Raw genomic sequence first — 26601 nt, forward strand, 5'->3', positions numbered from 1 at the left:
TGCCAGATATACAAAACTTTTTTCAAACCTTCGGAGGGGGTGTTTGAAAATCTGCAGCTTTGCCGGCTTTTATGGCCTGTAGAATCAATTTCCACCTTTTGTATACCAAGCGTGGATGCAGTAAATGATAGTAAACGCTCTGCCTATTTTTAAAAATAATCTTTGATAAAAAATATAAAATGATATTCGCATCATAAATATATTTATTTTTTACAAAACCTCTCTCAATATAAACACGATTGCGGATAGAAAAATAAGTACGAGAGAAGTTTTCTTCTTCACGCAGCCAGTGTTGTAATGCAGAATCATGAACCTGCCATGATAGTTCCAGGTCTTTCAGCACACTGTTCTGGCACGCCCAAATTTGCCCGCCATTTGCAGTAATTCGTAATGTAAAATCATAATCATCAAAATAAAGGAAAAGCCGTGTATCCGGCAGTCCTACTTTTTGAATCCAACTTTTATGAAACCAGAACCCACCATAAGCCGACATCTGCATTTGCAAACATTTCAGCCCGTCTTTCTGCCAAATCTTTGCTTTCTGTTTCCGCAGCAGAGTCTGCATGGAAAAACCAAAAAATGAGTTTTTTGTAATGCCGTGAAACTTACAGGTTTTGAAAAGTTTTTTATATGTTGTTTTATCTTCCCTAAAGCTGCTGAGGCATATTTGTGTATCTGCCCCCATGCCGTTCCATGCTTTGGCAAGCGCCGCAAGAGAAGCAGGCTCAGGCCTGTTATCATCATCCAGCACCCAGACATGCTGCGTATTTTCACGCGCTGCAGCAGCTTGAATAGCCGCATGAAAACCACCCGCAGACCCTGTGTTGGTTGGTAAGCGTACAATGGTAAGCTGACTGGATCCGAATATTTCTGGCAAGCTGGCAATTTCTGCCGCCACACTTTTTTCTGTGCCATTATCTACAACAATGGCATGCCCAACTCCTGCGCCAAAAACACCTTCTAAAACCTGTTTTAGAAAATGGACACGGTTACCATACGTAACAATGGCTGCGCATGTTCCTTGCAGAATTGTCTGCTCATTCCATTCAAGATTATCGTGCATGCACATGTCTGCCCGTTGTGAAATGCCGTTATAAGTCGTCAGCCGAAACAAACTTCCCAATGGCAGAAACCATAAACGTGGCAAACACTGCCACGCCTCCAGCATATCTAATACTGCTGCTTATCTGGCAATAAACAAAGGCAGTTTCATGATACTTGCATAACATTTTTGCATATCATCATCCCGCCGCAATGCATTTGGCTGCCACTTCAACATCTGGGAGGAAAGCTCTGGCGTTACCAAACGGATATAATTCTGCTTGGCCAAAGCGGCGTGCCACTTACCAAAACATGTTCCGCTCCCCAGCCAACCACGCCGCACGAGCCCGTTGCGGATATTCTGCAGCCCCAGCCGATCTGCGCTGGCTTGCAAACGTGTCATGAAGCTGTGTTTGGGCCGCAATGGAAACAGCCATACAGGCACACCTGTACGGCACGTATCTGCCAACATGGACGCACTGTCTCCGGTCACCACAAACCTGTTGGCTTCATGCAAAAACTTCTGGAACGGGTTAACGCCTTTGCGGAATATATACATCTGCATTGGAATAGTTTTGCTAATATCTTCCAGCCATCCCTCAGCCTCAACAGGCGTTCTTGGGCTGGTCAGCACATGCAAAGGTTCCTGATTTACCTGTGCAAGTTCATGGCTGAAGCGTAGCAGTTTATACGTATCCTGCTTATCCAGAAAAAACTGCCGTGATGGTGCCCCGTATAAAACAACAGTGCCACCATGCCGCATATTGGGGTCTATTTGCGGGATGAATGTCTGGCTTTTATGCGCACCATTTAAGGGAAACCTTAAGTGTAATACGTTGGGTGCTACCGGATAATCATCCTGCGGCAGAATGATTATCAGATCCAAATCCGCTGCAGGTACGTGGCTGGGACGCCCTAACTGCACAATGGCGGGCGTGTTTTTACAACGCCCACGCAATACCAATGCGGCTTGCACTGCGTTACCAAAAGACAGAATCAACCGAAGGTTTTGGGTATCCGGAATCTGCTCAGGCAGGCTGAAATCTGACTGAAGCGAAATAATCCGGCACGGTAACCCAAGCATATCTGCCAAGGCCTTGCACTGCGCTATTTCCCCAACACGGTGGGTATCCAGTATCCATACCTCAGATGTATCAGAAACTGGAGTTGCCTTAGCCATTACCTCTTCCAAAATCCTGCTTTCGGCTCATCAACATGTACGGCACCAAACGAGTCAGGAAGATCACCAACTCACCTATCAGCGTTGCCAGCCCAGCCCCCGTCATCCCCAATCCTGAAGTTAGGAAATACAGCAAGGGCAGTGTCACACACATTGTAAACAACCGGCCCAGCAAAATCTGATGGGCGCGGTTGAGAGAAACCAGCAAGGGCTCCAGCGGCACATCCCACAAATCCAGAATGGCAGTTAATGTCATCAACAGCAAAAGTGTGCGGGTGCCAGACCACGGTACAGTCAGCAGCACATGCAACAACCAAGGCCCCAGCACAAACACAATAGCCAGCACCGCCGCCGAGAACACGCCGAGCACTTGCAGAATACGGTGCGTAACCTGCCGAATAGAGGTCCAGTCTCGCTTATCTTTCAGAGCCACCAGTTCTGGATACAAGGCTGGCGTCATCATCTGGGCCGGGCGGGCCAGACCATCAGAAATCTGCCATGTCACGTTGTAAATGGCAGCACTTTGCGGCCCAAGAACAGCACCTACAATCATAACCGTTAAGCGTGAAGAAAGCCGCGCAAGCGCCTGATTGATGCTGACAGAAAAAATAAAGCGCCAGATACCCTTGATAGGGCTTACCCAAGGCACACCGAATATACGGAAGTTCTGCAAACTATCCGAGCGCAAAAGCAGATACGCGCACATTCCGTAATTGATAAAGAATGATGCTGCTGTTGAAAGATACCAGATCACCAAAAAGCTGGTAAAAGACCAATGCCAGAACAGCCCGGCAAGGCTGCCAACCAAACGGATCAGCCCGCTTCCACTATCTGCCAGCACAGAAAGTTCGTACCGGTCCAAAAGCCGCATCACGCCCATGGCGCCGCCTGTGTTCATGAATAAAATAACAGTCATGTACCAAAACGGCGTCGCAGAAGAGGCATCTCCCCAGCCCAAAAGATTCCCGAACCATTCACACAGCAACAGGGCAAGCCCCATACCGGCCACGGCCCCTATGCCATCCAGCAACATGCAATGGCGTAAGAGCATCTGGAACGGATGCCTATCTCCATTACGGTACAAACTGCTGCCGTATTGCAGCAAAGGTTGCCAGGACTGAAACCGCAACCCAGCCGAACAGGAGAGAACAAAGGAATTGATAAGCAGCAGAACACCGTAATCCTGCAAACCCAACGCACGTGCAGAAACAGCTGTGGTTATAAGAGACAGAACGGCGCAAAACCCGCGCCCCCCCAGAATATACCCGGTATTGCGAAAGACACGGACAAACAGCGCCTTAACCTGACTACTCATCATGCGTGTGTCTTACCCCAACCGCGTATCTGGTCACTCATCTGTTTCCTCCCCGGCATAGTTCCCCGCTGGGCTGGGGCCTTGCCTGTGTGGGCTGCTTTAGAAGACTCCGCCCGCCAAGACAAATCTTGCACAGATTTTGTACGGTTGCGGTGTACAGCCCCTCTTTTATTCACAGTTGCGTGAAAATAGGCCCTCTACCCGCCTGTTTGGAGGGTAAAACACTTGCGTGATAGCTATTTTTCATCACACTGCAAGGCGCAAAAGCGGCTTTTTCCTGCGGATCTTTATCTCAAGACCCTGTAGGAAACAGCCCTGTTTCAACTCAATCAAGGAGACAGGCTCATGGCTTGGACCACACCAAAAGTAACCGAAATTCCGTTGGGCGCCGAAATCAACAGCTACGTTTGCGGCCAGAAGAAATAAGTCAGGGTTATACCCAAGCTTAGCCGCCAGCCATTACCGGTGTGAACGCCGGTTTTGCACTGGCGGCTTTTTTATTTAGATGTGTTGTTATGCTTGAGATTGTTGTTCTTGGTGCAGGTGCAGGTGGCGGTTTTCCGCAATGGAATTCTAACGCTCCTGCTTGCCGCCGCGCCCGTGCGGGAGACCCCGCAGCCCCTTCCCGCACTCAGGCTTCCATTGCTGTAAGCGGAGATGGCCAGCACTGGTATGTGCTCAATGCCTCGCCCGATCTGCGTACCCAGATCAATCAGACACCGGATATGTTCCCGCATGAGGGGCTACGCTCCACCCCCATTTCTGGCGTTGTGCTCACAAGTGGGGAAATTGATGCCATTACGGGCCTGTTAACCCTGCGAGAACGGCAGCATTTTGATCTGTATGCCACACAACCAGTGCTCGATCAGCTCAACGCAAACCCTATTTTTAATGCGTTGGACCGCACACTTGTGCCGCGCCATGCCATGCAGCCAGAACACCCTATTCCTTTAACGCCTGCCGGGTTTAGCATCACGCCGTTTATTGTGCCGGGCAAAGTGCCCCTTTACGCAGAAAAAGCCGAGAACCCCGCTGAAATCATGAGCAATGGGGAAAATATCGGGCTGGAAATAACGGATGGCCACGCCCGCGCCCTGTTTATCCCCGGATGCGCGATGATGACGGATGCCCTACGCAACCGCATAAACGGCGCAGATGTTGTGTTCTTTGACGGCACGTTGTGGACCGATGATGAAATGATCCGTGCCGGACTGGGCAGCAAAACCGGCCACCGCATGGGCCACATGTCCATTGCAGATGAACCTGATGGCACCATTGCTGCCTTCCGCCCCTTGCATGTGAAACGTAAAGTTCTCATCCACATCAACAATTCCAACCCTATTCTGCTGGCCGATTCACCAGAACGCCGTGCCGTAGAGCAAGCCGGATGGGATGTTGCATTTGATGGAATGAAAGTCTCGCTATGACCAACCAACTGCTCACCCCGGATGAACTGGAAAAAGCTCTGCGTGCCATAGGCGCAGAACGCTACCATAACCTGCACCCTTTCCATCGCGCACTGCATGACGGCAAACTGAATAAAGGGCAGGTTCAGGCATGGGCGCTGAACAGATATTACTATCAGGCCAGCATTCCCGCTAAAGATGCCTCTCTCCTTGCGCGCCTTCCCACCGCTGAACTGCGGCGTGAATGGCGGCGACGGCTGGAAGACCATGATGGCACAGAACCTGGTTCTGGCGGTGTAGCCCGCTGGCTGAAACTAACAGATGGGCTTGGGCTGGATCGTGCCTATGTAGAATCACTTGAAGGATTGCTGCCCGGCACGCGCTTTGCTGTAGAGGCCTATGTGCATTTTGTGCGTGAACGGTCTGTGCTGGAAGCCATTGCATCTTCCCTAACAGAACTGTTTTCCCCCACCATTATCAGCGAACGTGTTTCGGGCATGTTGCAGAACTATGCCTTCATTACCGAAGAAACACTGGCTTACTTTAAGCCACGCCTCACACAGGCTCCGCAGGATTCCGCTTTTGCTCTGGCTTATGTGAAGGAGCATGCCCGCACGGTTGAACAACAGCAAAGCGTGCTCAATGCGCTGAAGTTTAAATGTGGGGTGTTGTGGTCCATGCTAGATGCATTGGATTACGCTTATGTCACACCTGCCCGTATTCCACCGGGTGCTTTTCGCCCAGAAGCTGCAGTATGAACCAAGTGGCTGATGCTTCCAATGATTTCTGAAAACAGTATCCTCCGCTTTGCGCGGGGCACACGCTTGCAACATGACCGCGTGCGGGATGTATGGTTCATTCAAGCGCCTGAACGCGCCTTTCATGCAGACCCTATTGCAGTTGAAGTGCTGCAACTTATAGATAGCACCCGCAATGTGGGGGATATACTGGATCTGCTCTGCCAGAAATTTTCAGCCCCACGGGAGATTATTGCGCGGGATGTGCTGACCCTTCTACAGGATCTGGCTACCAAACAGGTTTTACAAGCCATATGAGTGCGCCGCCGCCGCCCATGAGCTTGCTTGCAGAGCTCACGCACCGCTGCCCTCTGCAATGTCCGTATTGTTCCAACCCCTTGCAACTGGAACCACGCACACAGGAACTTGGCACGCAGGACTGGAAACGTGTGCTGAGTGAAGCTGCTGCAATGGGCGTATTGCAGGTTCACTTTTCTGGAGGTGAGCCTATGGCGCGGCCAGATCTGCCCGAACTTATAGCTCACGCAGCTAAAGCAGGATTATACAGCAATCTGATCACCTCCGGTGTGCTGCTCAACGCCCAAAACCTGCAAGAACTGGCTGATGCCGGGTTAGACCATATCCAGCTTTCCTTTCAGGACGCCGCAGCTGAAAGCGCAGACCATATTGCCCATATGAAAGGGGCCCACGCCAAAAAGCTTGAAGCCGCACAGCTTATTAAAGCCGAAGGCCTACCGCTTACCCTTAACTTTGTAATCCATCGGCAAAACTGCGAACGTGTGCCTGCCATGCTGGCCTTGGCGGAACAACTTGGGGCCAGACGCGTAGAAATTGCGCATACGCAGTATTACGGCTGGGGGCTGCTCAACCGTAATGCGTTATTACCAAGCCACGCTCAGGTAGAAGAAACAGAAAAGGTGGTTGCAGAAGCACGCACCCGCCTTGCCGGCCGCATGAGCATAGATTTTGTAACGCCAGATTATTATGCAGACAGGCCCAAACCCTGCATGGGCGGGTGGGGCCAGCGCTTTCTAAACGTTTCCCCCGCAGGCAAAGTGCTGCCATGCCATGCGGCAGAAAGTATTCCGGGCGTTCAGATACCTTCTGTTACAGAAGAATCTCTCGCTCATATTTGGGAAAATGCGCCCCTGTTCCGCTTATTCCGTGGCACAGATTGGATGCCCGAACCATGCCAGTCCTGTGCATTCAAGAAAGACGATTGGGGCGGATGCCGTTGCCAAGCCTTGGCACTAGCTGGAGATGCTACGGCAACTGACCCAGTATGCCACCGTGCCCCGGATCATGACCTTATTACCCAAGCCATAACTGAGCGGCCAGAAGCCCCACCGCCTTTCCATTACAGGCGCCATGGCAATGCCAAGGTGTAAGACGGGTAAAAAATCACCCAACCAGCCCAGATAAAATAATCTCGCTGGTTGGGATAACTTCAAAGCAGATTACGCTGCTGTTTTACGATTTGCCTTGAAAACACCACTTGCAAATTCCCAGCACCGCCCAACGTCACGGATAACACGTGCAATGGCTGGCGTGGTTGTGGGGCGTAGTAAACGTGGATCATAGCCAGAGAAGCGACGATCATCCTCATCCAGACAAAGCTGCATGAAATCAGGCAGATTGATCTGAATGTTAGTTACTTCCTTGGTACCAGTTACCGTAAAGTTGTTATCCTGCGTATGCACATGGCCTTCATCATCCACCGTGCGCACCAAAGATAAGCGCTCGTAACCGAGGAAAGCCCAAACAGCCAGAACCTTCAGCTCAAAGTAAGGCCGCCGCCACCACGGCATAACAGCCCGGTTCCATGCCAACCAGTTGGCAAACAGCAGGATATGGCGGCATTCCTCCTGCATAATGGGCTCAAATGTATCTGTTAGTTCAGGTGGGAAATAGCCAGAACGCTTGGCCAGTTCAAACATGCCAAAAGCAAAAAAGCTGTCCGCACATTCGGAAAAACCCGTCACCAGATACGCCCATTCAACATCCTTGGGCTCAATGTAGGGCGGTTCCGGTGCCATAGGGATGTCATAGGCTGCCACCATTTTGGACAGCACTTCCTTATGCCGGTTTTCCTCCCATGCATTGCGGGAGATGGCATCCTTCATATCCGGGTCTGTCACCAGATTGGCATAAGCTGCCATGCGCAGGCGGGCCTTGCCCTCTGTCTGCACAGCGATATCCCAGATAGGCAAGGAAGTTACGCGCTTGAGCGTTTCTGGATCCAGCTTAGGCCAATTGATGACAGATGGCCTGTAAGGATTAAACGTTTCACGGAACATTTGCGCCAAGGCGTGTTTATGCGCCTCAGACCCCGGCTTAAGCGGCCCTTTTAGAGGGCTTACCCAATGGCGGGCACGATAATCAGCCTCTTCCACAGCTGCCTCATTGGGCGGCGGGGGCAGATCATCCATGCTTTCAGGCAGATGAGAATAGATATCGCTCAGAGAACCCATGTGAGGAACCTGTTTTCTAGGGATCTCGCCTGATACGACACCCAACCGTTTGGGCAGACATTCTGGCAGATCCAGTAACGCAAACGCGCCTGCCTCGCGCAGCCCAAAGATGGGAATGCGAAGCAGGCGCGATGTGTATTAGTGCAGATCAGACAGCTTTGAAATGATCTTGGTCACTAAGCCGTAATCAATCGCTTCCTTGGCGGACATCCAGTAATTGCGGTCCGTATCTTTTGCGACTTTTTCATAGCTATGGCCGGTTTCCTTGGCGAAAATCCGGTTCAGCCGTTCACGCATCTTGATAATTTCACGCGCTTCAATGTCGATATCCGTTGCAGGGCCACGTACGCCCCCCATCGGCTGATGCAGCAAAAAGCGCGTATTCGGCAGACAGAATCGGCGATCTTTGTGTCCGGCGGCAAAAATCAGCGCACCAGCAGATGCCACCCAGCCTGTTCCGATCATATTGATTGGAGCAATCGAATCGACAAAGCGGATCATGTCATGGATTGTGTCACCACTTTCCACATGCCCACCGGGAGAGTTAACGTAAACATCAATCGGCTGGTCAGATTCACCAGCCAGCGCCAAAAGGCGGCCCGTTACATCACGGGCGATTTTGTCATCAATCCCGCCAAAAATCAGCACTTTCCGCTGCTTGAACAACTTGTGTTCCAGTTCGCCATGCGGGGCGCCGGCTGTTTTTTCTTCTGCCTTCTCCGGGGTTGCCGGAGTTTCCGGTTCGTCATCCATCTTGATGGCGTTACGGGGGAAAATGCCCGTCATTGCTTTCTCCGCATGTTCTGTATCTGTGTACATTCCCTTATCCTGCGCTGCCTAAGCCTGCCTGCCAAGGGGCAATCATGTGCTGTCTCGCCAGCCGGGGCGGAAAAGGGTAAGGTGCGCTCCGTCTTACTGTCTGGTTTCCATTAGTCGGAGTATCCGCGCTGCCATGCCGCAACCCTGCTTAGAACACAAGCGGACACTCCGCAGCGCCATAGGTTTAAAACCTGCTGTACGGCTTGGAATGCTCATGGCCTCTGGTGCGCTGCTGCTTGGCGGCTGCAGCCCCCATAAAGATGCGATTGATGGGACGCTATCATGGATGCAGCATATGCGCGGTGGGGTTATTGCCTCCCAACGGCCACCGCCGCCGGGTATTTATGATCCCTACCCGCATGTTGGCCTTACGCCTACACAAGCGCCAGAAATGCCCTCGCCCCAAGACCGTGCGCTTGTAACTCAGGAACTTATTCGTGAGCGCAATCTGGCGTATCGGACAGTGGCCGCCAATGGCAGCCTTATTCCCGATATTCCGCCCCCACCTTCTGCCACGGCGCAGCCTCCTGCAAAAAGTGCTACGCCTGCAGCTAGCTCATCCACTCAGCCAAATGGCGCTACCCAGGATGCTTCTCAACAAGCTAGTCTGCCCGAAGGCGTAAGCGGCGCCATAATGGATGCTGCAGATTCCTCGCCAGACCAAAAGGCACAAAGCTCCACCTCCCAAACCGGCAAAGCGTCTTCCAAAGATAGCCATGCCAGTAAGAAGCAAGACGAAACCGCAGAAACCGAGCCTGAAGTTGGTATGCCAGAAGTGCGCCCAAAAGCCGCACAAACAGAAATACCAGCTTCTGACATTCCGCAGATTCCCGATGCGCCCCCCACAGCACCATCATTCCCGGGTTTTGATGTACCCTCTGATGCACATGTGCCGGATACCATCAAACCAAACTATGATCTGGTTGATGTAAAAGGCACTTCGTTCCATTTTGTGCCGCAGTCAGATGTGCTTTCCAGTGGGCAGGAAAATATTCTCAGCAAGCTCAAAGCTGATCATCCCAATGGGCCATTCTTTATTCGTGGGTTTGGCAATGCCTTATCCCTTAGCGCGCAGGATCAATCTGATGCCGTAAAACTGGGGCTTTTGCGGGCGCAACGTCTGGCAACGGAACTGGCAAAGCTTGGTGTGCCTTCCGCCAGCATTCATGTGCGCGGTGATGCCTTTGGCACAGGTGCCAAAGTGGCTACCAGCCCCTAAAACTTAGCGAAAAAACGCCATTCCCACATTTTAGGCAGAGTGAGGAGTTGCCTGTTCTGTTCTGACGATTACTATGCTTCTTCCCACAAACCTGCGGGGGTTCCTTGCCCCCGGTTCTTTAGAGCATCAAAAGCCCATGACCGAAGAGTTCCATCGTATCCGCCGCCTGCCGCCTTATGTATTTGCCTCGGTAAACCAGGCCAAGGCAGCAGCCCGCGCGCGGGGCGAGGATATTATTGACCTCGGCATGGGCAACCCGGACACCCCCACCCCGCAGCATATTGTCAACAAACTGCTGGAAACGGTGCAGGACCCACGCACCCACCGTTACTCCGTCAGCCGCGGCATTCCGGGGCTGCGCAAGGCTGTTGCCGGGTATTATGAACGCCGCTTCCATGTGGGGTTAGACCCGGACAAGGAAGTGATTGTCACACTGGGTTCCAAGGAAGGGCTGGCCAATTTGGCCTCTGCCATCACCAGCCCGGGGGACACCATTCTGGTGCCCAATCCTTCCTACCCCATTCACCAGTTTGGCTTTATTATCGCCGGAGCTTCCATCCGCTCCATTCCGGCCACGCCTGATGAGAACATGCTACGTGCATTGGAACGGGCTGTGCGCCATTCTGTGCCCAAACCCACGGCATTGATTGTCAACTTCCCGTCCAATCCAACTGCATATCTGGCTGATCTGGATTTTTATAAAGAACTGGTTGCCTTCTGCCGGAAGGAAGAAATCTGGATTCTATCTGATCTGGCGTATGCTGAAATCTACTTTGGCGATCTTGTGCCACCTTCCATTCTGGCTGTGCCGGGTGCGAAAGATATTGCCGTAGAATTCACATCTCTTTCCAAAACCTATTCCATGGCAGGGTGGCGCGTTGGCTTTGCCGCAGGCAATGAACGCCTGATTGCCGCCCTTACCCGCATTAAATCTTATCTGGACTACGGCGCCTTCACGCCTATTCAGGTGGCTGCTGTAACGGCCCTTAATGGCCCGCAGGATTGTGTGGCTGATTTGCGCGCTCTTTATAAAGATCGGCGCGATGTGCTGATCCGCGGCTTGCATGCGGCAGGGTGGGATGTTCCTTCTCCAGAAGGTTCCATGTTTGCTTGGGCACCTATTCCTGAACCATTCCGTGAAATGGGCAGTGTTGCCTTTTCCAAACTTCTTCTTGAAGAAGCTGGCGTGGCTGTAGCCCCCGGCCTTGGCTTTGGTGAATATGGTGATGACCATGTTCGCATCGGGCTGGTTGAAAATACCCAGCGCCTGCGTCAGGCCCTGCGTTCCATTCGTGGGTTCCTATCTGCGCATGGTATCTCGCCGTCTTCCTCTTCCTCTCCTAAAAAGCCGGAGCCTGTTGCACCGTGACATCCTGTTCCAATTCCTCTCCTCTTCGTCTTGGTATTGCCGGTCTGGGCACGGTTGGTGCTGGCGTTATTCGCCTGCTGCGTATGAATGCAGATCTGCTAAGTGCACGCGCAGGCCGCAAACTGGAAGTGGTAGCCGTAAGCGCCCGAGACCGCTCGCGTGACCGCGGTATAGATGTTTCCACTCTGCGTTGGCATGAAAACCCGCTGGATCTGGTTTCTGATCCCGATGTGGATGTTGTTGTAGAATTGATTGGCGGAAGCGAAGGTCCGGCCCGTGCGCTGGTAGAAAAAGCGCTATCTGCAGGCAAACCTGTTGTAACCGCCAACAAAGCGCTTCTTGCTGTGCATGGCTCCGCCCTTGCCCAGCTTAGTGCAGACAACAACGCACCGCTGCTGTTTGAAGCAGCCGTGGCTGGTGGCATTCCTGCCATTAAAACAGTGCGCGAAGGTCTGGCCGCAGACAAACTGCTACATGTTGGCGGCATTCTGAACGGCACATGCAACTATATCCTTACGGTAATGCGTGAAACGGGTAAGGATTTTGATCTGGTGCTGAAAGATGCGCAGGATCTCGGATATGCAGAGGCTGATCCTTCTACCGATATTGATGGCATTGATGCCGCACATAAGCTGACAATTCTGGCTGGCTTGGCTTTTGGTCGCCCTGTAGCCTTTGATTCCGTGCAGGTAGAAGGCATCCGCCAGATTGGCGCCATTGACTTTGCTTTTGCGCGCACCCTTGGCTATCGCATCAAACTTCTGGGCCTTGCCCGCCTGACAGATGCCGGACTTCAAGCACGTGTTGCCCCTTGCCTGCTGCCCCACAACGCACCTATTGCGCAGGTGGATGGTGTGTTTAACGCCGTTGTAGCTGAAGGCGAATTTGTGGGCCGTATCATGCTGGAAGGCCGCGGTGCCGGTGCTGGCCCAACGGCCTGTGCTGTAACAGCGGATCTGGTTGATATTGCTCGTGGCCACACCATTCCGGTCTGGGGCGTGCAAGCCAGTTCAGAACCGGCGTTGCGCGCTTGCCCGGCTGGCACTGGCGCCGGCGCTTTCTATCTGCGCTTGATGGTAGAAGACCGCCCCGGCGTTATTGCAGATATTACAGCAGTCTTGCGCGATTGCGGTGTTTCCTTGCGCAGCATGCTCCAGCACCCTGCGGAAAATGAAACAACTCCGTACGTTCCGCTTGTTCTGGTTACGCATCAGACATCAGAAGCCGCCATGCAGGAAGCTATCACCAAAATAGATGCCTTGAGCGTGGTGACGGACAGCCCTGCGATGATTCGGATCGAAACAGCCTGATTCTAGCCACCTTTTCCGGTATCATAGACTTTTAAGCAAGGATCCTGTTTCTGATGTCTGATTCCATAGGCCCCTCTCCTTTTGTTGTTTCTGACCGCAATCTCGCGCTTGAACTGGTGCGTGTAACGGAAGCCGCTGCTCTGGCTTCTGCCCGATGGACGGGACGCGGACGCAAGAACGATGCTGATGGCGCAGCTGTAGAAGCGATGCGCACGGCATTTGATACCGTCGCCATTGATGGCATGGTGGTGATTGGTGAGGGGGAAATGGATGAAGCCCCCATGCTTTATATTGGTGAAAAAGTTGGCTCTGGCGGCCCCGGCATGGATATTGCCGTGGACCCGCTGGAAGGCACCAACCTTTGCGCCAAAGATATGCCAAACGCCATTACCGTGGTGGCTTTGGCTGAGCGTGGCAACTTCCTGCATGCGCCAGACATTTATATGGACAAGATTGTGGTCGGCCCCAATCTGCCCGATGGTGTCGTTGATCTGGATAACTCCATTGAAACCAACCTGACAAATCTGGCTAAAGCCAAAGGCAAGAGCGTTCAGGATCTTCTGCTCTGCACGCTAGACCGTGAACGGCATGAAGAAATGATCACCCGCGCCCGTGCTGCAGGTGCACGTGTGCGCCTGCTGACAGATGGCGATGTGGCCGGCGGCATTGCTGCCTGTCTTGATACCAGCCAGGTTGATATCTACGTAGGTTCTGGTGGTGCACCTGAAGGTGTGCTGACTGCTGCTGCTATCCGCTGCGTAGAAGGACAGATGCAGGGTCGCCTGCTGTTTGAAGATGATGGGCAGCGCGAACGTGCCCGCAAAATGAACCCCGGGAAAGACCCAGACCGTAAACTGGGGCTGCATGATCTGGCCGCTGGATCTGTGCTGTTTTCTGCCACCGGTGTTACCACTGGCACATTGCTGCGTGGCGTTCGGCAGCTGCCGCATCAGGCTATTACGCATTCTCTGGTCATGCGTTCCAAATCTGGCACGGTGCGCTTTATTGAAGGCCACCATAACTTCAAAACCAAAACATGGGCTCCGCAATAAGCAGCTCTGAATTTTGATGCAAAGCAGCACCTTGCAACTTTCTGAACCCACTGAAGAAACTTCCACTCCTGCTGTATTGGGGGTGGAAGCCAGCTTTATTGGGCGGCGTTGGGTTTGGCGTGCCGGAGCGGAAGACCCTGCTCTGATGCGTCTGGGTGCTGCTTTGGCACAACAACTGGGCATTCCAGAAATTGTTGGCCGTCTGTTGGCCATGCGTCAGATCACACCAGATCAGGCCCCTCATTTTCTGGAGCCTAAGTTACGGGCACTTATGCCTGATCCTTCCAGTCTCACGGATATGGATAAAGCTGCCAACCGCATGGCAAAAGCTGTCCAGAACCGTGAAGTAATTGGTATTTTTGGTGATTATGACGTGGATGGGGCCTGCGCTTCCGCCATTCTCGCCTCATTTTTTGAAGAACTCGGCTGCACTGTCCATACCCATATCCCGGATAGAATGACCGAAGGATATGGTCCTAACGTAGCCGCACTGGATAATTTAGTAGCACAAGGCGCTTCCATACTGATTTGCGTGGATTGCGGCACCGCTTCTGCTGATATTCTGTCTCAAGTGACAGACAAAGCCGATATGATTGTGCTGGACCACCACAAATCGGAAGATGCCCTCCCCCCAATTTTGGCAACAGTTAACCCTAACCGGCCTGACTGTTCCTCTGGCTTGCATCATATTTGTGCGGCAGCCCTCGCCTTTCTTGCCGCTGTTGCAACCACGCGAGACCTAAGACGTGCAGAGTGGTTTACAGCAGACCAGCCTCCGCCCGATCTGATGCGTCAGCTTGATCTGGTTGCCTTGGCAACGGTTTGTGATGTTATGCCCCTACATGGGCTTAACCGCGCCTTTGTAACGCAAGGGCTAAAAATTATGGCCCGCCGCCAGCGTACTGGCCTGAATGCCCTGATGGAAATTGCTGGCGTTACCAAAGCCCCGGATGCTTTTTCCTGCGGCTTTGCATTAGGACCGCGCATCAATGCCGGTGGCCGTATTGCAGAAGCAGCTTTAGGCCTGCGCCTGCTCCGTTGCCCGGATAGTTTTGAAGCACGCCAGATGGCCGAACGTCTGGATGCCGTAAACCGCCGCAGACAAGGTCTTGAGGCCGATATTCTGGACCGCGCCATGCAACAGGCAGAAGCCCAGAAAGAAGCGGGGCATGCTGTTATTTTATTGGCCGGAAAAGATTGGCACCCCGGTGTTGTCGGTATTGTAGCGGGGCGCATTAAGGAGCGGTTCAATCGGCCTGCCCTTGTTGGGGCCGAACAGGAAGATGGCACCATTAAAGGTTCTGGCCGTTCTGTTCCCGGTTTAGATCTTGGCACCGTAATTATTGCGGCACGCCAAGCAGGAATGCTTAAAACCGGCGGCGGCCACGCCATGGCCGCAGGTTTTTCGCTTACCGCAGATAAACTGGAAGAATTTCATACTTTTCTGGATACTCGGTTGGCGCAAGCAGCCACGCTTCCAGAAAAAGTGCCTCTTACTGTAGATGCGGTGGTAGCTATTTCTGGCGCCACAGCAGAATTGGCGCAGGATATGGGAGCCCTTGCCCCATTTGGGGCCGGAAACCCGGAACCTCTGTTAGCTATACCACGTGTAACAGTGATACGGGCAGACCGCATTGGCCGAGATGGCAACACACTACGTCTGCTTCTAAAAGGTGAAAATAATGGCCGGTTGAAAGCGCTACTGTTCCGGGCGCATGAAAACCCTTTAGCGGCCAAGCTGGAAGACACAACACGCCCTGCCCTGCATCTTGCCGGGTATCTGCGAGCAGAAAGTTGGAATGGCAGAACAGACGCTACATTCTTTATTCAGGATGCTGCGGCTGCCTGATAACAAGCCTGCCCTTCCGTAGCAAATAAAGCGTATAGGCGCTCCCTGCCTGCAGCATGCTCTGCAAGTAGGAAACGCCTAAACTCTCTTACGTATTCTGGGCCGTTTCTTCGCGCCGGGCCTGAACTTCCTTTTTCATGGCCGCCTGCACTTTTTCAAAGGCACGCACTTCAATCTGGCGCACTCGCTCGCGCGAGATACCATATTCGTGCGCAAGTTCTTCCAATGTTGAAGGATCATCCTTCAACCGGCGTTCCGTAAAAATCCGGCGTTCGCGTTCGTTCAGATTTTCCATGGCGGAAGAAAGCAGTGCTTTCCGGCCTGAAAGCTCCTCATTCTCAGCGTAAACGTCTTCCTGATTGGTGTGGTCATCAACCAGTCGGTCTTGCCATTCACTATCTTGATCGGCCCGCATGGGCGCATTCAGACTATGATCTGGCGCAGCCATGCGGCGGTTCATATCCACCACATCCTGTTCAGATACACCCAGTGTTGTGGCAATCTTGTTCACCTGCTCTGGTTTCAGATCACCATCATCAATGGCCTGCATCTGCCCTTTCAGGCGGCGCAGATTGAAGAACAGCTTTTTCTGAGCCGCAGTTGTGCCCATTTTCACCAGAGACCAGCTATGCAGGATGTATTCCTGAATAGCCGCACGAATCCACCACATGGCATATGTGGCCAAGCGGAACCCTTTTTCAGGGTCAAACCGCTTCACGGCCTGCATCATGCCAATGTTGCCTTCACTGATCAGTTCATTAATCGGCAGACCATAACCACGGTAACCCATGGCAATTTTTGCAACCAGACGCAGATGGGAGGTAACGAGCTGATGCGCTGCCTTAACGTCTCCCTTATCGCGCCACAGGCGTGAAAGGCTGAGTTCCTCTTCTGGTGTAAGGAGAGGATATTTGCGGATTTCCTGAAGGTACCTTGAAAGATTGTTTTCAGGCCCAACATTGATAACGGAAGATACCATGTGTTGACTACTCCCCTGAACTGGAAACTCCCTCGAATGCTTTAGGTTCCCGTAACGCCCGCAAAACATTCATAAAAAGAGGCAAGATCCAGTCATGCGATGGACAGATGTCTTAATCCTCAATCCCTCTGTCCTCCGTATGAGCGACAAACTGAAAAGAGGCTCTCCCACCAGTTCGGCTACGGTTTCCAAGGCCTAGTGGGTGCAACAGGGTGCGCTGGAAAAAGCACATGTGTCAAGAATTCTAAGATGCATGGCAGAAGACAGCCAGATTTCTGGACCTGTGCGGTCCTGTTTACTGTTTCCGAATCGAAAAACCTATTCCTGATCTGCCTTGAGGCTGCGTTCCAACACCTGCATATCTTCAGGCATCGGGGTTTCGAACAGTAGTTTTTCACCCGTTCTGGGGTGTGTAAAACCCAGCCGCGCTGCATGTAGGGCCTGACGCGGGAAATCCAGCGCAGCCACACGGGCCGCAGATGGCAGAACACGAGAAGCTGCAGGAATCCGACGCAAATACAGTGGATCACCTATCAAAGGGTGCCCATTCGCAGAAAAATGCACACGAATCTGGTGAGTGCGTCCTGTTGCCAGCTTGCAAGCCACAAGGGCCGCCCCTGTGCCAAAAGCCTGCAACGTGCGGTAATGCGTTAGCGCCCATTTCCCACCTTTGGGCGTGAGCGCCATGCGCTTGCGGTCGCGCTTATCGCGCCCGATAGCGCCTTCAAAATCTCCTTCTGCCGGATTAGGCAGCCCCCAGCAAAAAGCCAGATAGGCACGGTCTATCCGGCGTGCCGCAAAATCCTCTGACAAGGCCTGATGCGCCATTTCTGTTTTGGCAGCGACCATCACGCCAGAAGTATCTTTATCGAGCCGATGCACGATACCGGGGCGGCGTTCCCCACCAATGCCTTTCAGACTTTCCCCACAATGCGCAATCAGACCATTTACAAGGGTGCCTGTTTCATTCCCCGGCGCGGGGTGGACAACCAGACCGGCCGGTTTATCCAGCACAATCAGATCATCATCTTCATACAAAACAGTGAAAGCAATATCCTCACCCTGCGGCACCGCGGGAGCAGCGGGCGGAATGGTAAGTACCACTTCCATACCAGCACGGGCTATGGCTGCGGGTTCCCTTATACATATGCCATCACACGCCAAATGCCCTTCTTCAATCAGGCTTTTAATGCGTGAGCGTGAAAGCGTTTCCATTGTGGCAGCCAGAAAACGGTCAATCCGTTCTCCTGCCTGCTCTGGCGTTACTGTAAAGGAGATGGATGTTTCCTTTACAGGCAAAGATGGATCATAACCATTTTGCATTATAACCATCTGTGCCAACACCCTCCCGTTTTTCAAGTTTCATGCAGAAAGAAAAGATGAAAACGCACAAAGCCTTTTCCACTGCATACCGTCAAGCTCAGGATACCATGTCGGACTACAAGGATACGCTGCCAGATATTGTTGCTGTGCAAGCTACATATCGGGCCAGCATCTACAAACGGCTGTTTATCCTTGGTTTTCTGGCCGTTGGCGTTGTACTCTCACTTGGTGCCAATTTTCTGATTGGGCCCGCTCATCTCTCCCCACGCCTGTTTTTGCAGACACTGTTTCATTCAGCTTCTGTGCCGCAGCAAACTGCCATTATTGTGTGGCAGATTCGTATGCCTTATGCCCTGATGGCTGCCTGTATAGGGGGCGCTCTTGGCCTGGCCGGCGCAGAAATGCAGACAGTTCTGGCCAATCCATTAGCCAGCCCGTTTACATTGGGCGTTTCTGCTGCCGGAGCTTTTGGGGCTTCTTTGGCTATTGTTTTGCAATGGCACATTGCTGGCGTGCCCGATAACTGGCTGGTAGCAGGATGTGCCTTTGTGTTTTCCGTATCCTCTGTTTTTGCATTGGATATACTGACACGCCTCCGGCAAGCCGATACCAGCACGGTTATTCTGTGTGGTGTTGCGCTTGTTTTTTCGTTTCAGGCGCTGGTTGCTCTCATGCAATTTGTTGCCAGTGAAGATACGCTGCAAGATCTGGTATTCTGGACGCTTGGCAGCCTAAGCCGTGCCACATGGGCCACTCTGGCTTTATTGTCTGGAAGTCTGGCTCTTATCTTTCCACTTTCTCTACGCTCTGCTGGTGAGCTAACCCTTTTAAGAATGGGGGAAGAACGCGCGGCCAGCCTTGGGGTGGATGTCCCTCGGCTCCGGCAGGCGGCCCTCTTACGTATCAGTTTTTTATGCGCTCTTTCCGTAGCGTTTGTGGGTGTTATCGGATTTGTAGGGTTAGTAGCCCCACACATCGCGCGCCGGTTGGTGGGAGAAGATCACCACTTCAGCCTGCCTGGCAGCTTACTGACTGGCGCACTTATTCTATCTGTTTCTTCTTTGGTCGCACGCATTCTGGTGCCGGGCATTGTTGTGCCTCTTGGCATTATTACGTCACTGGTGGGCATTCCATTCTTTCTGGCCATCATTCTTAAACAGCGGCCAATGGTATGATGGCAGATAAACCTTTTTCAGGCCTGATAGCGCACAATCTTACCGTCCATTACGGACGTCATACGGTGCTGGATGATCTGACAACACCTTGCTTTCCACATGGGCGTATCTGCGCCCTGCTTGGGCCAAATGGTAGCGGCAAATCTACCTTACTGCGCGCCATGAGCGGCCTCTTGCCAGCTAAGGGTTGTATCACACTAGATGGTCTTCAACTTGGCAGCCTGCGCTTGCCTGAACGCTCCCAACACTGCCTGTATCTCCCGCAAGCACTTCCCGCGCCCGTCAACATTACTGCGCTGGAAGCCATGCTGGCTGCAAAACGTGTTACGCTTGGCAGACAAGGACAAAGTTTTGCGGATGCTCCTCATGAGGCAGATATTCAGGCTTCATTGGATCTTCTGAAGCAATTTAACATTGCCCATTTGGCGTTGCGCAAATTGAACGAACTTTCTGGAGGCCAACGCCAGCTTATTGGTCTGGCACAGGCACTTGGCCGCCAACCGCACGCCCTGTTGCTGGATGAGCCACTTAGTGCTCTGGATCTGCATTATCAGTATGCCGTTACAAAACTGCTCACGCAGATCACCCGCACAAATAACCTTGTCACGTTGATGGTGCTGCATGACCTGAACATCGCATTAAACTTGTGCGATCTGGTATGTGTGCTTCACGAAGGCCAAATTATTGCCTCTGGCCCTCCGGCGGAGGTTTTAACTCCAGCACTGCTCCGCACCGTGTACCGCGTAGAGGCACGCATTGAAACGACAGCCGATAACCACCGATTTATCGTGATTACCGACTGTATATAAGAGACTACTCTTTAGCCTTATTACGTCCCGCAAAACGTGTATCTTACGCGCTCTTCAGGCTGCGGAGGTTGTGCATACCGCGCCATATCTGCCTGCTCTGTATAGGGTGAAGCTGTAAGCTGCAGCATTTCCTCAAACAACGTGTAGTCATCATTATTCACGGCAGCACTTATCATGGCCTCTATCAGATGATTACGCGGGATATAGCATGGGTTTACGCGGCGCATGTTTTCCGCCCGCATAGCTGGAGCTTCCTCCGCTTCCTGCATTAAGCGCTGCCGCCATTGGATGAGCCACGGCTGCATGCCTTCCAACATATCGGGCACATGCTCACCTGTTATGACGCGCTCATCACTCAAACTGCGGAATGTATTGGTAAAGTCTGCCTGATGTTCCTGCATTTGAGCAAACAAGGCGTGAAAGAATGCTTCATCCCCTGCTTGCTGTGTTTTCAAACCAAGCTTTGCACGCAATCCCGCAAAATATGCGCCATGAAATAACCCTCCAAACTGCTCTAGCGCCTGCCCCGCCAAAGCAACACTTTCTTCTTCATCTTCAGAAAGAAGCGGCAGCAAGGCTTCCGCCAGACGCGTAAGATTCCACAGGGCGATTGTCGGCTGATTGGTGAAGGCATAACGCCCGCGTTCATCAATAAAACTGAACACGGTATTCGGATCATACTGATCCATAAAGGCACATGGGCCATAATCTATGGTTTCCCCCGATACGGCCATATTATCCGTATTCATCACACCATGAATAAAGCCAACCAGCATCCACTGGGCAATAAGCTTGGCTTGGGCCTCAATAACCTGCTGAAGAAACGCCAGATACGGTGCTGGAGCTTGTGCTACCTGTGGGTAATGGCGGGCAATGGCAAAGTCTGCCAAAAGCCGTAACCCTGCTAGATCCTGCCGTGATGCAAAATACTGAAATGTGCCAACCCGGATATGGCTGGATGCCACACGCGCCAGAACAGCCCCGGGCAACATGGTTTCACGTAAAACAGTCATGCCCGTTTTTACGGCAGCCAATGCACGGGTGGTGGGAATACCCAAGGCGTGCATGGCCTCGCTCACCACATATTCACGCAGCACAGGCCCCAACACAGCGCGGCCATCTCCCCTGCGCGAAAACGGCGTGGGGCCAGAACCTTTAAGCTGCACTTCCCACACATGGCCTTGGGCATCCCGCACATCCCCCAGCAACAGGGCACGGCCATCACCCAAATGCGGGTTAAAGCTGCCAAACTGGTGGCCTGCATACGCTGTAGAGAGTGGCTCCACCCCTTCTGGCATGGCGCTACCAGATAACATGGCTACGCCCTCCGGGCTGGCCAGCCATTCTGCATCCAGCCCAAGCTGATCTGCCAAAGCATGGTTCAGCCGGATCAGCTTAGGGGCTGGCGCAGGAGAAAGAGGAGCATTGGCATAAAACCGCTCTGGCAATGCTGCATAGCTTTGTCGGAAAGGAAGTGGTGCCATAACTCATTTCTCCGGAATAAAGACGGAAAGCGCCCAAGTGGCTCAATAACGGCCTGTGTTGCTGAAAACAGCACCCATTCCGCCAGATGCAAACCCGCCCCACAGGGCATGCCTGTCTGGCTCTCTGGCACATAAAGCCTGAACATGATAGGAAAAGCCCCATCACGCCTGCCAACTCAGACCTAGATATAAGAACGTCTGAAAGCAAAAAAAGAACCGAGGCAACGGAGCCGCCAGACTATCTGGTTCAGACCCCAGCGCCGTGGAGACAGCAGAACCCATGACCACCGAATCTGACACCGCCTTCAAGATTACCCGCAAAACAGACATCACCCCCGCGGCAGAGCGGGAAGCCATGCTGGCCAATCCGGGTTTTGGCCGCGTTTTTACCGACCACATGGCTGTTGTCACCTATACGGAAGGTAAGGGCTGGCATTCTGCTGAAATCCTGCCCCGCCAGCCACTGATGCTGGATCCTGCTGCATCCGTACTGCACTACGCGCAGGAAATTTTTGAAGGCATGAAGGCCTATCGCACCCCGGATGGTAGCGTGCAGCTTTTCCGCCCGGATGCAAATGCCCGCCGCTTCCGCCATTCTGCCGAACGCATGGCTATGGCGCAGGTGCCTGAAGACCTGTTTCTGGATGCCGTTACACAGCTTGTGAAGCTGGATAAGGACTGGGTGCCCAAGCCCGAAGTTGGCACGCTGTATATCCGCCCATTCATGATTGCGACGGAAGCTGCCCTTGGCGTAAAGCCGGCATCTGAATTCAAGTTTATCGTGATTGCCTGTGCCGCTGGTGAATATTTCTCCAAGGATGCCGGCCCGGTTTCCGTATGGGTGGAAGAACGCACAGTACGTGCTTCCCGCGGGGGAACGGGCACTGCCAAATGTGGTGGTAACTACGCTGCCAGCCTGACAGCCCAGATGGAAGGCAAGGAACACGGTTGCCATCAGGTTCTGTTCCTTGATGCGCAGGAACGCCGCTGGCTGGAAGAAATGGGCGGCATGAATGTGATGATGGTGTTTGAAGACGGCACCCTGCAAACCCCTCCGCTGGATAGCGGCACCATCCTGCACGGCATTACGCGCGATTCCCTGCTTACTTTGGCGCGTGATCGCGGCCTGAAGGTAAAGGAAGAACGCTACGCTATTGATCAGCTTTATGGTGATGCTGATTCCGGCAAGCTGAAAGAGGTGTTTGCCTGCGGCACCGCTGCGGTTGTGACACCTATTGGCACATTCAAAAGCACAGAAGGCGGCTGCACTATCGGTAACGGCCAGACTGGTGAAGTCACCAGCAGCCTGCGCAAGGCTTTGTGCGATATCCAGTTTGGCCGTGCAGCAGATCCGCATGGCTGGGTTAAAAAAATTGGCTAAGTTGCAGGTATCCTTCCTGTAAACATATCCCTTATACCCCGGCTTAGGCCGGGGTATTTGCCTATTACAGACCTCAACACCTTGCAGAAAGCCAGATGCCCAATGCTGGACATCAAAACCCAAGGGGCATATCCAAACCCTATGGCTTTCTTTCTGCCTTCCCTTCCGCTTACACGGTTTGCATCAGTATGACAGAAACACCCCATCTGGTTCTGGTAGATGGCAGCGGTTTTATTTTCCGCGCCTTTCATGCCCTCCCCCCCATGACCAGCCCGGAAGGTGTACCAGTAAATGCTGTTTACGGCTTTACCACCATGCTGGCCCGTTTGCTTAAAGACCATGTAGGCACCCATCTGGCTGTGCTGTTTGATGCCAGCCGCCAGACATTCCGTTCAGAAATCTACCCGCAATATAAAGCGCACCGCCCCGAACCGCCTGAGGATCTGCGCCCCCAGTTCAGCCTCATCCGGGAAGCCACGCAGGCCTTCAATGTGCCAGGCATCGAACTCCCCGGCTGGGAAGCAGATGATCTGATTGCATCCTATGCAACGGCCATTCGGGCACAGGGTGGCACATGCACCATCGTTTCATCCGACAAGGATCTGATGCAACTGGTGGGAGACGGCGTTTGCATGCTGGACCCTATCAAACAGACACCAGTTGGCCCTGCTGAGGTAGAAACCAAATTTGGTGTGCCCCCCGCAAAAGTGGTGGATGTACAGGCCCTGATGGGAGACCCCACAGATAACGTGCCCGGCGTGCCCGGTATTGGCCCCAAAACAGCAGCAGCCCTTGTGCAGGAATACGGCACGTTGGAAGCCGTTTTGAATGCAGCTCCGGAGATGAAAAAATCCAAGCGGCGTGACATGCTGATCGAACATGCTGAAGCCGCACGGGTTTCCCTCCAGCTCGTCACACTTGCCACAGATGTCCCCCTGCCCGTGCCGGTAGAAGAGCTTGGCACGCGTGAACCAGACATGCTGGTTTTGGCAGACTGGCTAGACCGCATGGGCTTTCGCTCTATTCTTAGCCGTATGGGGCTTGGCCACCCTTCTGGCGCCCACGCTCATCGTGCTGCCAGAAAAGTCGCCGCGGCCTCTGTTGCTGGAGCCACCACACCCGCTGAGGATGCCTCAGCCCCCGATGCATCTGTGCTTTCTGCCCCGTATCATGACTATGAAACCGTGCGCACAGCAGAAGCCCTGCAAAAATGGGTGAGCGCAGCGCAGGAAGCCGGTATCTGTGCTGTAGATACAGAAACAGATGGGCTAGACCCGCTTGCGGCCAATATTGTCGGGTTTTCTATTGCAACGGCTCCGGGCAAGGCATGCTATGTGCCCTTAAAACATGAAGGCACTCTGGAAGCCCCAACAGGCGAACAGCTGGCTGTTGATGCAGCCCTTAAACTCTTGGCTCCTCTTTTGCAGGATGATGCCGTTTTAAAGATTTTCCATAATGCCAAGTTTGATCTGCTCATTCTGGATCATGCGGGCATCCCTCTTTCCAGCATTACCGCTGTAGATGACACAATGCTGATCTCTTACAGCCAGTCTGCTGGGCTGCATGGGCAAGGCATGGATGAACTTTCTACCCTGCACCTCAATCATACCCCCATCACGTATGACAGTGTGACGGGCACAGGCCGCAACCGCCTGCCTTTTGCACAAGTGCCTGTTGCAACTGCTACCAAATATGCGGCTGAAGATGCCGATGTAACCTTACGCCTGTGGCATGTTCTGCACCCCACGCTGCGCACCAATAAGGCATTGGCGCTGTATGAGCAGATTGAACGCCCGCTTTCGGCCATTCTGGCTGACATGGAAAAAGCAGGCATTGCGGTAGATCGCGCGGAGCTTGATCGACTTTCCAAAGACTTTGAAGCCCGTATGCAGGGCATGGAAAACGATATTTACGAAGCCGCCGGTCGGCAGTTCAATATTGGTTCCCCCAAACAACTTGGGGAAATCCTGTTTGATGAAATGGGCCTGAAAGGTGGCAAACGCGGCAAGGCTGGAGCATGGAGCACGGATTCCTCTGTCCTGCAGGATCTGGCCGACCAAGGACATGATCTGCCAGCGCGCATTCTGGCATGGCGACAGCTTGCCAAGCTAAAATCCACTTATACGGATGCGCTGTTACGCCAAGCCGGCCGGAATGATCGCGTGCATACATCTTTCCAGATGGCGATCACCTCCACCGGGCGCCTATCTTCTACAGACCCCAACCTGCAAAATATTCCAGTACGCACAGAAGAAGGCACACGTATCCGGCAGGCCTTTATTGCGCCCCCAGGCAAGAAGCTGATTTCTGCTGACTATTCGCAAATCGAACTGCGGTTATTGGCTGATGTTGCCAATATTCCTGCGTTGCGTGAGGCTTTTCAGCTTGGGCAGGATATTCATGCCCGCACCGCATCGGAAGTGTTCAATATCCCGCTTGAGGGGATGGATGCCCTAACACGGCGGCGCGCCAAAGCCATTAACTTTGGCATTATTTATGGCATTTCGGCTTTTGGGCTCGGCAAACAGCTTGGCATTCCTGCGGGCGAAGCGCGCACTTATATAGATGCCTATTTTGCCCGTTACCCCGGTATCCGTGATTATATGGAACGCATGCGCGAAGAAGCGCGCACTCATGGCTATGTTCTCACGCCTTTTGGCCGGCGCTGCTATGTGCCGGGCATTCATGAAAAAAGTGCTGCCAGACGCCAATATGCCGAGCGACAAGCTATTAATGCCCCCTTACAGGGTGGCGCGGCAGACATTATAAAACGCGCCATGGTGCATTTGCCATTAGCCCTGCAAAAAGCAGGCTTTGGCGAAACACGCATGCTTTTGCAGGTGCACGATGAACTGTTGTTTGAAACAGATAAATCAGAAGCAGAAGCAGTAGCAGCAATTATTAAAAACGTTATGGAAGCAGCAGCAGATCTTGCTGTACCGTTGGTTGTAGAAACCGGAATAGGCCAGAATTGGGCGGAGGCACATTAAAACCATGACACCGGCTGGAAAACGTATAGCCCTCATGACCTTTGGTGTGCTGGCTCTGGCGGCCGCCGGAGGTTACACGGCCACTCATCTGGCCTTAAAGCACGGCGTGCAGCTAAACACCTATGGCAACGAGGTTGGGGGTTCCTTCCGCCTTATGGATTCCACAACAGGCACCATGACGGACCAGACCTTCCGTAACCGTTGGATGCTTGTTCTGTTTGGCGCCACACATTGTGCAGAAGATGCCTGCGCCCCTGCCCTGCGCAATATGTCTGCCGCATTGGATCAGGTAGAAGGTGGCAGGCACAACGCCGTTATCATTTTTGTAAGCCTCGACCCAGACAGAGATGATGCCGAACGCCTCCGCCAATATGGTGAAAGTATTGGCCCACGGGTTGTAAGCGGCACGGCGGCTCCCTTTGCCTTGGCTGATCTGGCAAAGGAATATCATGCTCCTATTGAAAAAGTGCCCGACCCCGAATGGACATATACCATGCGGATGTCCCCACAGTTTGTCGTTATGGGGCCGGAGGTGCGTTACAAGGGGATGATTGACGCCCGTGCAGATAGTACCCATATGGCGGAAGACCTGCGCCGCATCATGCAACCTCAGAACGGCGAATAATCTACATTAAAATACATGACGCCATGCTTTATACGTGATGGCGTAA

Annotated in this window: 23 protein-coding genes; 15 read left to right on the forward strand and 8 right to left on the reverse strand. The window is 53.0% G+C overall.

What is annotated here, in order from left to right; all coding sequences use genetic code 11:
• Positions 1-22: 22 nt before the first annotated feature.
• Genes ABNV41_RS10745 through ABNV41_RS10755 form a run of 3 tightly spaced genes read right to left on the reverse strand, consistent with a single transcriptional unit; the run spans position 23 to position 3539 of the window.
• Positions 23-1168, reverse strand: coding sequence for a glycosyltransferase (locus ABNV41_RS10745; RefSeq protein WP_050818440.1), 1146 nt, complete (start codon positions 1166-1168; stop codon positions 23-25).
• A gap of 15 nt (positions 1169-1183) precedes the next feature.
• Positions 1184-2221, reverse strand: coding sequence for an ELM1/GtrOC1 family putative glycosyltransferase (locus ABNV41_RS10750; protein WP_050818441.1), 1038 nt, complete (start codon positions 2219-2221; stop codon positions 1184-1186).
• Positions 2214-3539: a lipopolysaccharide biosynthesis protein gene (locus ABNV41_RS10755; protein WP_050818442.1), complete on the reverse strand. Its 1326-nt coding sequence runs from the start codon at positions 3537-3539 to the stop codon at positions 2214-2216. The genes ABNV41_RS10750 and ABNV41_RS10755 overlap by 8 nt, the downstream gene beginning before the upstream one ends.
• Positions 3540-3881: 342 nt before the next feature.
• On the opposite strand from ABNV41_RS10755, the gene pqqA reads away from it, so the two are divergent.
• The 5 genes from pqqA to pqqE all read left to right on the forward strand — a co-directional run bounded on the left by pqqA (position 3882) and on the right by pqqE (position 7088).
• Entirely contained in the window at positions 3882-3962 is an 81-nt protein-coding gene (gene pqqA, locus ABNV41_RS10760; RefSeq protein WP_080986702.1) for a pyrroloquinoline quinone precursor peptide PqqA, read from the forward strand.
• Positions 3963-4051: 89 nt separating this feature from the next.
• The gene (gene pqqB / locus ABNV41_RS10765) at positions 4052-4963 is read left to right on the forward strand and encodes a pyrroloquinoline quinone biosynthesis protein PqqB (RefSeq protein ID WP_050820257.1); all 912 of its coding nucleotides are present in this window, start codon (positions 4052-4054) and stop codon (positions 4961-4963) included.
• Entirely contained in the window at positions 4960-5700 is a 741-nt protein-coding gene (gene pqqC / locus ABNV41_RS10770) for a pyrroloquinoline-quinone synthase PqqC (protein WP_050818443.1), read from the forward strand. The genes pqqB and pqqC overlap by 4 nt, the downstream gene beginning before the upstream one ends.
• 21 nt (positions 5701-5721) lie before the next feature.
• Positions 5722-5997, forward strand: a complete 276-nt coding sequence (pqqD, locus tag ABNV41_RS10775) for a pyrroloquinoline quinone biosynthesis peptide chaperone PqqD (protein ID WP_050818444.1) — start codon at positions 5722-5724, stop codon at positions 5995-5997.
• A complete protein-coding gene (pqqE, locus tag ABNV41_RS10780; protein WP_050818445.1) occupies positions 5994-7088 on the forward strand; it encodes a pyrroloquinoline quinone biosynthesis protein PqqE in 1095 nt (364 codons plus the stop codon). The genes pqqD and pqqE overlap by 4 nt, the downstream gene beginning before the upstream one ends.
• A gap of 69 nt (positions 7089-7157) precedes the next feature.
• Here the strand turns inward: pqqE and ABNV41_RS10785 are convergent, their stop codons facing one another.
• A complete protein-coding gene (locus ABNV41_RS10785) occupies positions 7158-8171 on the reverse strand; it encodes a hypothetical protein (RefSeq protein ID WP_050818446.1) in 1014 nt (337 codons plus the stop codon).
• 138 nt (positions 8172-8309) lie between these two features.
• Complete coding sequence (locus ABNV41_RS10790; RefSeq protein WP_019087840.1) at positions 8310-8990, reverse strand: ATP-dependent Clp protease proteolytic subunit; 681 nt, start codon at positions 8988-8990, stop codon at positions 8310-8312.
• Between the two features lie 46 nt (positions 8991-9036).
• On the opposite strand from ABNV41_RS10790, the gene ABNV41_RS10795 reads away from it, so the two are divergent.
• The 5 genes from ABNV41_RS10795 to recJ all read left to right on the forward strand — a co-directional run bounded on the left by ABNV41_RS10795 (position 9037) and on the right by recJ (position 15789).
• Entirely contained in the window at positions 9037-10209 is a 1173-nt protein-coding gene (locus tag ABNV41_RS10795; protein ID WP_349934680.1) for a hypothetical protein, read from the forward strand.
• 136 nt (positions 10210-10345) lie between these two features.
• The gene (locus ABNV41_RS10800) at positions 10346-11578 is read left to right on the forward strand and encodes an LL-diaminopimelate aminotransferase (protein WP_050820258.1); all 1233 of its coding nucleotides are present in this window, start codon (positions 10346-10348) and stop codon (positions 11576-11578) included.
• Positions 11575-12888 (forward strand): homoserine dehydrogenase, encoded by a 1314-nt coding sequence (locus ABNV41_RS10805; RefSeq protein WP_050818448.1) that lies wholly within the window; start codon positions 11575-11577, stop codon positions 12886-12888. Before ABNV41_RS10800 ends, ABNV41_RS10805 begins: the two co-directional genes overlap by 4 nt.
• A gap of 53 nt (positions 12889-12941) precedes the next feature.
• On the forward strand, positions 12942-13940 hold the full coding sequence (glpX, locus tag ABNV41_RS10810) for a class II fructose-bisphosphatase (RefSeq protein WP_050818449.1): 999 nt from the start codon (positions 12942-12944) through the stop codon (positions 13938-13940).
• A 16-nt stretch (positions 13941-13956) separates the two neighbouring features.
• Positions 13957-15789: a single-stranded-DNA-specific exonuclease RecJ gene (gene recJ / locus ABNV41_RS10815; RefSeq protein WP_349935107.1), complete on the forward strand. Its 1833-nt coding sequence runs from the start codon at positions 13957-13959 to the stop codon at positions 15787-15789.
• Positions 15790-15877: 88 nt separating this feature from the next.
• Here recJ and rpoH read toward each other — a convergent pair whose 3' ends face one another.
• Together rpoH and ABNV41_RS10825 are read right to left on the reverse strand one after the other, a co-directional pair.
• Positions 15878-16837: an RNA polymerase sigma factor RpoH gene (rpoH, locus tag ABNV41_RS10820; protein WP_019087846.1), complete on the reverse strand. Its 960-nt coding sequence runs from the start codon at positions 16835-16837 to the stop codon at positions 15878-15880.
• Positions 16838-17086: 249 nt separating this feature from the next.
• The gene (locus tag ABNV41_RS10825) at positions 17087-18100 is read right to left on the reverse strand and encodes an RluA family pseudouridine synthase (RefSeq protein WP_196332578.1); all 1014 of its coding nucleotides are present in this window, start codon (positions 18098-18100) and stop codon (positions 17087-17089) included.
• A gap of 98 nt (positions 18101-18198) precedes the next feature.
• Here ABNV41_RS10825 and ABNV41_RS10830 point away from each other — a divergent pair, with 98 nt between their 5' ends.
• Together ABNV41_RS10830 and ABNV41_RS10835 are read left to right on the forward strand one after the other, a co-directional pair.
• Positions 18199-19266 (forward strand): iron ABC transporter permease, encoded by a 1068-nt coding sequence (locus ABNV41_RS10830; protein WP_230844573.1) that lies wholly within the window; start codon positions 18199-18201, stop codon positions 19264-19266.
• The gene (locus ABNV41_RS10835) at positions 19263-20075 is read left to right on the forward strand and encodes an ABC transporter ATP-binding protein (protein WP_050818452.1); all 813 of its coding nucleotides are present in this window, start codon (positions 19263-19265) and stop codon (positions 20073-20075) included. The genes ABNV41_RS10830 and ABNV41_RS10835 overlap by 4 nt, the downstream gene beginning before the upstream one ends.
• Positions 20076-20095: 20 nt before the next feature.
• Here the strand turns inward: ABNV41_RS10835 and ABNV41_RS10840 are convergent, their stop codons facing one another.
• Positions 20096-21559 (reverse strand): YdiU family protein, encoded by a 1464-nt coding sequence (locus ABNV41_RS10840; protein ID WP_050818453.1) that lies wholly within the window; start codon positions 21557-21559, stop codon positions 20096-20098.
• Between the two features lie 280 nt (positions 21560-21839).
• On the opposite strand from ABNV41_RS10840, the gene ABNV41_RS10845 reads away from it, so the two are divergent.
• From ABNV41_RS10845 to ABNV41_RS10855, 3 genes are all read left to right on the forward strand, one after another.
• Positions 21840-22940 (forward strand): branched-chain amino acid aminotransferase, encoded by a 1101-nt coding sequence (locus tag ABNV41_RS10845; protein ID WP_050818455.1) that lies wholly within the window; start codon positions 21840-21842, stop codon positions 22938-22940.
• A gap of 188 nt (positions 22941-23128) precedes the next feature.
• The gene (gene polA, locus ABNV41_RS10850; protein ID WP_050820260.1) at positions 23129-25930 is read left to right on the forward strand and encodes a DNA polymerase I; all 2802 of its coding nucleotides are present in this window, start codon (positions 23129-23131) and stop codon (positions 25928-25930) included.
• Positions 25931-25934: 4 nt separating this feature from the next.
• Complete coding sequence (locus ABNV41_RS10855) at positions 25935-26555, forward strand: SCO family protein (protein WP_050818456.1); 621 nt, start codon at positions 25935-25937, stop codon at positions 26553-26555.
• Positions 26556-26601: the final 46 nt, after the last annotated feature.

The organism is Acetobacter sp. A11-2 (assembly GCF_040208445.1).
In the GTDB taxonomy this organism is placed as follows: domain Bacteria; phylum Pseudomonadota; class Alphaproteobacteria; order Acetobacterales; family Acetobacteraceae; genus Acetobacter; species Acetobacter oryzoeni.